The organism is Alienimonas chondri, from assembly GCF_013036045.1.
Taxonomy (GTDB): Bacteria; Planctomycetota; Planctomycetia; order Planctomycetales; family Planctomycetaceae; genus Alienimonas; species Alienimonas chondri.
This window is the reverse complement of record NZ_WTPX01000213.1, coordinates 1-5,915: the sequence shown is the minus strand read 5'-3', so window position 1 is coordinate 5,915 and position 5,915 is coordinate 1. Positions and strand designations below refer to the sequence as shown.

Annotated in this window: 7 protein-coding genes; 6 read left to right on the top strand and 1 reads right to left on the bottom strand. The window is 65.9% G+C overall.

Translation table 11 applies throughout. The features are described 5' to 3' along the window. From LzC2_RS19690 to LzC2_RS19680, 3 genes are all read left to right on the top strand, one after another. Nucleotides 1-1,065 (top strand): peptidylprolyl isomerase (locus tag LzC2_RS19690; RefSeq protein WP_171189741.1); only part of this gene is annotated, 1,065 nt, incomplete at its 5' end. Nucleotides 1,066-1,209: 144 nt separating this feature from the next. Beyond that, complete coding sequence (locus LzC2_RS19685) at nt 1,210-2,433, top strand: aminotransferase class I/II-fold pyridoxal phosphate-dependent enzyme (protein ID WP_171189740.1); 1,224 nt, start codon at nt 1,210-1,212, stop codon at nt 2,431-2,433. An 80-nt stretch (nt 2,434-2,513) separates the two neighbouring features. Further along, nucleotides 2,514-2,894, top strand: coding sequence for a hypothetical protein (locus tag LzC2_RS19680; RefSeq protein WP_171189739.1), 381 nt, complete (start codon nt 2,514-2,516; stop codon nt 2,892-2,894). A 7-nt stretch (nt 2,895-2,901) separates the two neighbouring features. On the opposite strand, the gene LzC2_RS19675 is transcribed toward LzC2_RS19680, so the two are convergent. Then, nucleotides 2,902-3,159: a hypothetical protein gene (locus tag LzC2_RS19675; protein ID WP_171189738.1), complete on the bottom strand. Its 258-nt coding sequence runs from the start codon at nt 3,157-3,159 to the stop codon at nt 2,902-2,904. A gap of 637 nt (nt 3,160-3,796) precedes the next feature. On the opposite strand from LzC2_RS19675, the gene LzC2_RS19670 reads away from it, so the two are divergent. From LzC2_RS19670 to LzC2_RS19660, 3 genes are all read left to right on the top strand, one after another. Further along, nucleotides 3,797-4,105, top strand: coding sequence for a hypothetical protein (locus LzC2_RS19670; RefSeq protein WP_171189737.1), 309 nt, complete (start codon nt 3,797-3,799; stop codon nt 4,103-4,105). Between the two features lie 107 nt (nt 4,106-4,212). Beyond that, the gene (locus tag LzC2_RS19665) at nt 4,213-4,800 is read left to right on the top strand and encodes a GYF domain-containing protein (protein ID WP_171189736.1); all 588 of its coding nucleotides are present in this window, start codon (nt 4,213-4,215) and stop codon (nt 4,798-4,800) included. 208 nt (nt 4,801-5,008) lie between these two features. Further along, nucleotides 5,009-5,782, top strand: coding sequence for a hypothetical protein (locus tag LzC2_RS19660; protein ID WP_171189735.1), 774 nt, complete (start codon nt 5,009-5,011; stop codon nt 5,780-5,782). Nucleotides 5,783-5,915 lie beyond the last annotated feature (133 nt).

Sequence of the window (5,915 nt, the reverse complement as noted above, 5' to 3'; positions counted from 1 at the left end):
CCCATCAGCAGCGCCCACGGCTTCTTCGCCGCGGCCTACGCCGCCCCGGCGAAGAAGCCGTGGGCGCTGCTGATGGGGGGCACTTTCGCGCTCGCCGCCGCCGGCGTCGGGGCGATGCAGCTGATCGACACGGAGCAGGCCGACGCGGCCCCCGCCGCCGTCGCCCCGGAGCAGGCTCGTCCGGTCGCCGACAGCACCAAAGTGCTCGCCAAGCTGGCGGACGGCGATCGCTCCTACAAGATCACGCAGGCTCAGGTCGAAGCGGAAGCGTTCAATCGGTACGGCGCCGAGGTGCTGGAATCGATGATCAACCGCGCCACCGTGAAGATGGCCTGCGACGGTCGCGGCGTGTCCGTGACCCGCGCGGAAGTCGACGCGGAAGTCGCCGCCGGCGCCAAGAAATACGAAGTCGACGTGGCGACCTGGCTGCGGATGCTCGAGAGCGAACGCGACGTCACCCCGGACCAGTACCGGAACGACGTCATTTGGCCCAAGCTGGCCCTGAAGAAGCTGGCCGACACCCAGGTGGAGGTCACCCCGGAGGACGTCAAGCACGCCTTCATTCGCACCTACGGGCCGAAGGTGAAGGCTCGCATGATCATGACGGACAACCTCCGTCGCGCCACGGAGATCCACAAGCAGGCCTCCGCCAACCCGAGCGAATTCGGCGCCCTCGCCCGGAACCACAGCATCGACGAGGGCAGCAAAGCCCTCGACGGCGTCATCCCGCCGATCAGCATGTACGGCTCGCCGGAGACCGCCGAACTGGAACGTCGGGCCTTCGCCCTGAAGGACGGCGAGATCAGCGGGATCGTTCAGTTGTCCTTCCCCGGCATGCGTCGCTACGTGATCCTCAAGCGTGAAGGAATCACCGACGCGGCCGCGACCCGGCTCGAAGAGGTCCGCCCGCTGATCGAGGAGGAACTCCGGGAGCAGAAGGTCCAGGAGAGCGTCGCCAAGGTGTTCACGGAGATCCGCGATCGCACCGTGGTGCACAACTACCTCACCGGCGAAGTGACCGACCCGCGGACGGCCGCCGCTGCCCAGCGGCCCGCGACCCGCTGAGGCGCATGCGTCACGACGAATTCTTCACCCCGGTCGCCCTCGGCGGCCGGGGTGTTTTCGTGCGCGGCGGACCGGCCGTAGGTTGGTAGGCTGCCTCGCACGGGGGGCGGATGCCCCCCGCTCGCCATTCTGTAAGACACCGCCGTGCGCAGCGAATCCGACACCGACGTTTCCTTTGAAGACGCCCCGTTCGACATCCCGGTCGCGGACCGCGTGCGGCGGCTTCCGCCGTACCTGTTCGGCAAGATCAACAAGCTGAAGCTGGAGCGCCGCCGCGCCGGGGCGGACGTGATCGACCTCGGCATGGGCAATCCGACCGACCCGCCGGACGCCCAGATCTCCGACAAGCTGAAGGAGGCGCTGCTCGATCCGAAGAACCATCGCTACAGCGTTTCCAACGGGATCGAGAATCTGCGGCTCGAAGTCGCCAAGCGGTACGACCGCAAGTACGGCGTGAAGCTCGACGCCAACAGCGAAGTGCTCGCCTGCCTCGGCTCGAAGGAAGGGTTCAGCCACTCCTGCCTCGCCCTGCTGGGACCCGGCGATACGGCGATCGTGCCGGCACCGACCTTCCCGATTCACGCCTACTCGGTGATGCTGGCGGGCGGGAACGTGATTCAACTCGACGTCCGCGACCCGGCTGCGTACCTCGATCGCATCGCGTACACCTGCGAGCACCTGTTCCCGAAACCGAAGGTCGTGGTGGCGAACTTCCCCCACAACCCGAGCGGCACGACGGTCGAACAGGACTTCTTCGACGAATTGGTCAAGCTGGCGAAGCGGTTCAACTTTCTGGTGCTTAGCGACTTCGCCTACGCGGACATCGGTTTCGAGGGCTATCAGCCGCCCAGTTTCCTCGCCTCGCCCGGGGCGAAGGACGTGGGCGTGGAGTTCACGACGATGTCCAAGGGCTACAGCATGGCCGGCTGGCGGATCGGCTTCTGCACGGGGAATCCGCAGATGGTCCGCGCCTTGGCGACCATCAAGGGCTACTACGACTACGGCATCTTCCAGGCGGTTCAGATCGCGGCGATCATCGCCATGCGACATGCCGACCCGGCCGTCGCCGCGGTGGTCAAGGAGTACGCCAAGCGCCGGGACGCCCTCGTCGACGGCCTGAACCGGATCGGCTGGGATGTCCCCAAGCCGAAGGCGGGGATGTTCGTGTGGGCGCCGATCCCGGAAAGCCATCGGGATATGGGTAGCATCGACTTCGCCCTCAAACTGCTGGCCGAAGGCGACGTGGCCGTCAGCCCCGGTCGCGGTTTCGGCGAAGAAGGCGAAGGGTATCTCCGACTGGCGATCGTGGAGAACGAACAGCGCCTGCGGCAGGCCGTCCGGCAGATCGATCGGTGTTTGAAAGACTGAACGATCGGGGGCGCTCGCGGGTCGCCGGAGGGGTAGAATCCGCAGCGATTCACCCCCCCGCTCCGTCTCCGGATCGATCGATGCTGCGCCCCCGCCTGTTGCCCGCCGCTCTCCTGTGCGCTCTCCCGTTAATCGGATGCGACGACGCGAGCGACGACGGAACCCCGGTCGATCCCGAGGAGGCCCAGCTTGCGGCTGAGGCCGACGACGTGGCCGAGGCGAAGGAGGATCTCCGCGACGCGGAAGAGGATCTCGAAGACGCCCGGGAGAATCGGGCGGAGCAGCGCGAGGAACACCGCGAAGCCGTCACCGAAGTGGAGGAGGCGGAAGACGCGGTCGACGACGCCCGCCGCGGCGTCGCCAAGGAACAGGCCGACCTGGAAGCCGAAAAGAACGATCCCGAGCCGGACTACGACGCGGAACTCGCTCCGCCGGCCGAGGAGGACGGCGTCGAGGAATAACGCCTCGTTATTGGAGTTCCTCGACGACCTTCGCCAGCGCGGTGACGTCGCGCGTCCCCATGACGTGTTTGACCCGCGCGGGCGGAACTTCGAGCCGCGTCATCAGATCCTCCGCCCGGTCCCACATCTTCTCGGCCTTGCCGGGATCGGCGAGGTAAAGGTTCGTGACGAGTTCCGAAAGCTTCGTGCGGTCGATCGCGGGACGGTTGTCGTAGTACCGCTTGATCGCCTTCTGCTGGTGCGGGGTGAAGTCGCGGTCGGCCATCGGTTCGATCGTTGGAGAGGGAAACGGAAGAGAGCCTATCGGCCCGCAGCGGCTCCGGCTTTGGTTGGGATCGCCCCGCCCTCGGAACTCCTTCCGAAGAGCCGTGCGTTCCATGTCGCTTGTTCAATGCCGCTTGTAGAAAAAGATTGTCCGGTTGGAACGTCTGTGTTTAGGGGTGGAACGTGAAGGGAGGTGGACGGCGTGACCCGTCGTGACCCCCCGAAGCGTATCGGGAGCGTATCGGCGTCACGAGTCCCCGGCGACAGCCGGAACCCTCCTCGTGGAGCCGACCACCACGTCCTCCTGACGGCCCGCTGACGACCTCGCCGCGTCGGTCGTCAGCGTCGTCGCGGGGGACGCTCCCGAGGCCCCGTACCCCCACCCCGGCTTTGAGAGTGGCTGGTTCCATTGCTTGCTGCGGTGCAGAACCCCGCCCGCGTCGGGAGCCGACGACGAAACCGACGGCTGTGGTGGACGGATATACCCCACCCCCCTTCTGGCAGAACCGGAGTCCCTGATGAGCCGACGGCCCGGCCGACCCCACTCCCCGGTTGGCCCGACGGTTCCCCCGAATCCGCTACGCCGCAGAAACGGGCGAACAGGATCGCCTCCGTCCACCACACGTACCCCGTCCGTCATGACTGCCGAGACCCCCAAATCCACGATCGCCCAAAAGGTCACTGCCGCGTGCCTGGTACTCATCTGCGTCGCGGTGCCCGGCCTGATCGCTTGGGAGTACGGAACCGAGAGATATTGGGAGTCGACGGAAAAGCAGAGGGCGGATGACTACGTTGACGTCATCTACGAAGAACGGGGCGGCGCCGAGGGTTGGGCCTCGCGAGTCGTATGGCTCGGGGAATCCGACGCGGAACAGGACGCGGAGAACGAACGCCTCGCTGCCGAGCGGGCCGCGGCGGAGCCGAACCCGTACAGCCTGTTTCGGTAGTGGTGAGCCGGCGCGACGATCGGCCGCGCCGGGAGACTTGAACCGGACGGGGTCGCCGAGCGCTTATGGGGGACACGCTCCCCACCACGCTCTCTGAGCCCGCGAAGATGCCCGCCACGAAATACGACGCCCGCGGGACCGACGTCCCGTCCGGTCCCCACACCGCCGCCGAGTTGGCGTCCCTCGCCGCCGACGGAACCCTGAGCCCCGACGATCGTGTCCGGCGGGTCGGCTCCCGTCGATGGCATCGGGCTGGCGAGGTGGACGGTCTGAGGTTCGCCGAGCCGACAGATTCCGCCCGTCTGGCGGCGGTGGTGTTCGAGGAGGAGGCGGTCGAGGAGGCAGCGCCGCCGAGAACCCCGCCCGCCTCGCCGACCGACCGGCCAGCGAGGATCGTCGGCGGTCAGAACGATGTGAAGTCGAATGCCGTCGAACTGGCTCTGGGCACCGCCACCACGCTGATCGTGTTCTCCGCCATCGCTCTCCTCGTCGCGGGGATTCTACTGTTCGTCGGTATTGCACAGTACGACGAAAGCGGCATCGCGGCGTATACGCCCTGTGCGGCGTTCGTGTTCCTGTGGCTGGGATTAGTGACGGCCGGTCACATCCTCAGGATGGCGGCGGTCACGGCGTTGGAGGTGCAATCGCTGCGGGCGGATCTGTGGTCGCGGGTCGATATCTCCGGTGGAGGGTGACGCCGAGCGGGTGTAGATGATACGCTGGGCAGGAGATCGGCCTTACCCGCCGCACCTTCGCCTTCAACGGCGACTGAGACGCCCGCCGGACGTACCGGCCGCGGCAGATAACACCACCGACCGTTTCGCCCACGTCCAGACACGGCGTGGGGTGCTAGGTGTAGGTGGCTGTCGCAAGATTCTTTCGAGTTGCGAAAGAGGCGTTCTGATGGCTGGCGTCAACGAAAACGATTCTCTCCTCGCCGCAGAGTACGAACCGAATGAGCGGTTCCAAATGCGGGCCGGGGGGACTGACCAAACCACAGCCGAGGAGTACGCGGATGTGCTTCGAGAAGCTCAAAAGTTCGGAGGTCCTTGGCCGTTTCCGAAGTTAGAGGGCGTTCGGGATACCGGCAGCGTTCTTCACCTCTACGGCGGGTTCACACGGCTCGCCGCTGCGAAACTCGCCGACTGGTCCGATCCCGTTCCGGTTCGCTCCCTGCGGGGCGACGACGACCTCGCTCTGAAAATGGCGTTGAAAGAGAACGCCGACCACGGCGTTCGGCGTACCAACGCCGACAAGCGGAAGGCCGTGGAGACCGCCCTCCTGGTTCCCTGGTGGTCCGGGAAGAGCGATCGAGAGATCGCGGGGATGTGTGCGGTGTCGCACGAGTTCGTCCGCAAGGTTCGAGGCGAACTTGAAGATGTGGGAACGGTGTCAACGGTTGACACCGTCGTCGGCCGCGATGGCGTCGAACAGCCCCGCCGAAAATCGAAGGCGAAACCAGCCCCGAAGGAGAAGAAGCCGCGGCCCGTCGCATCACGCCCGCAAACGCCCCGGAGCGTTGAAAGGCATGTGGTGGAAGATCCGACGGAGGAACCTACCACCACGCTGCCTTGGCGGTTCGGCCTATCGGATCTTGAGTCTGTATTGGTTGCACTGGATGCGGACGAACGATCCGAGGCGAAGCGTCGTCTACTTGAGATCGCAAACAGGCTGTAGGTGTGGGCCGATTTGCCCCGACGAGCTCCCGGCAACGATCGGGGACATTCGAGCCGATCGCTCCCGCGATCGATGCAGGCCGGGGACCATGTGTTCACTATGACGACAGTCTGAGAGTTGATTGCCCTGGTCG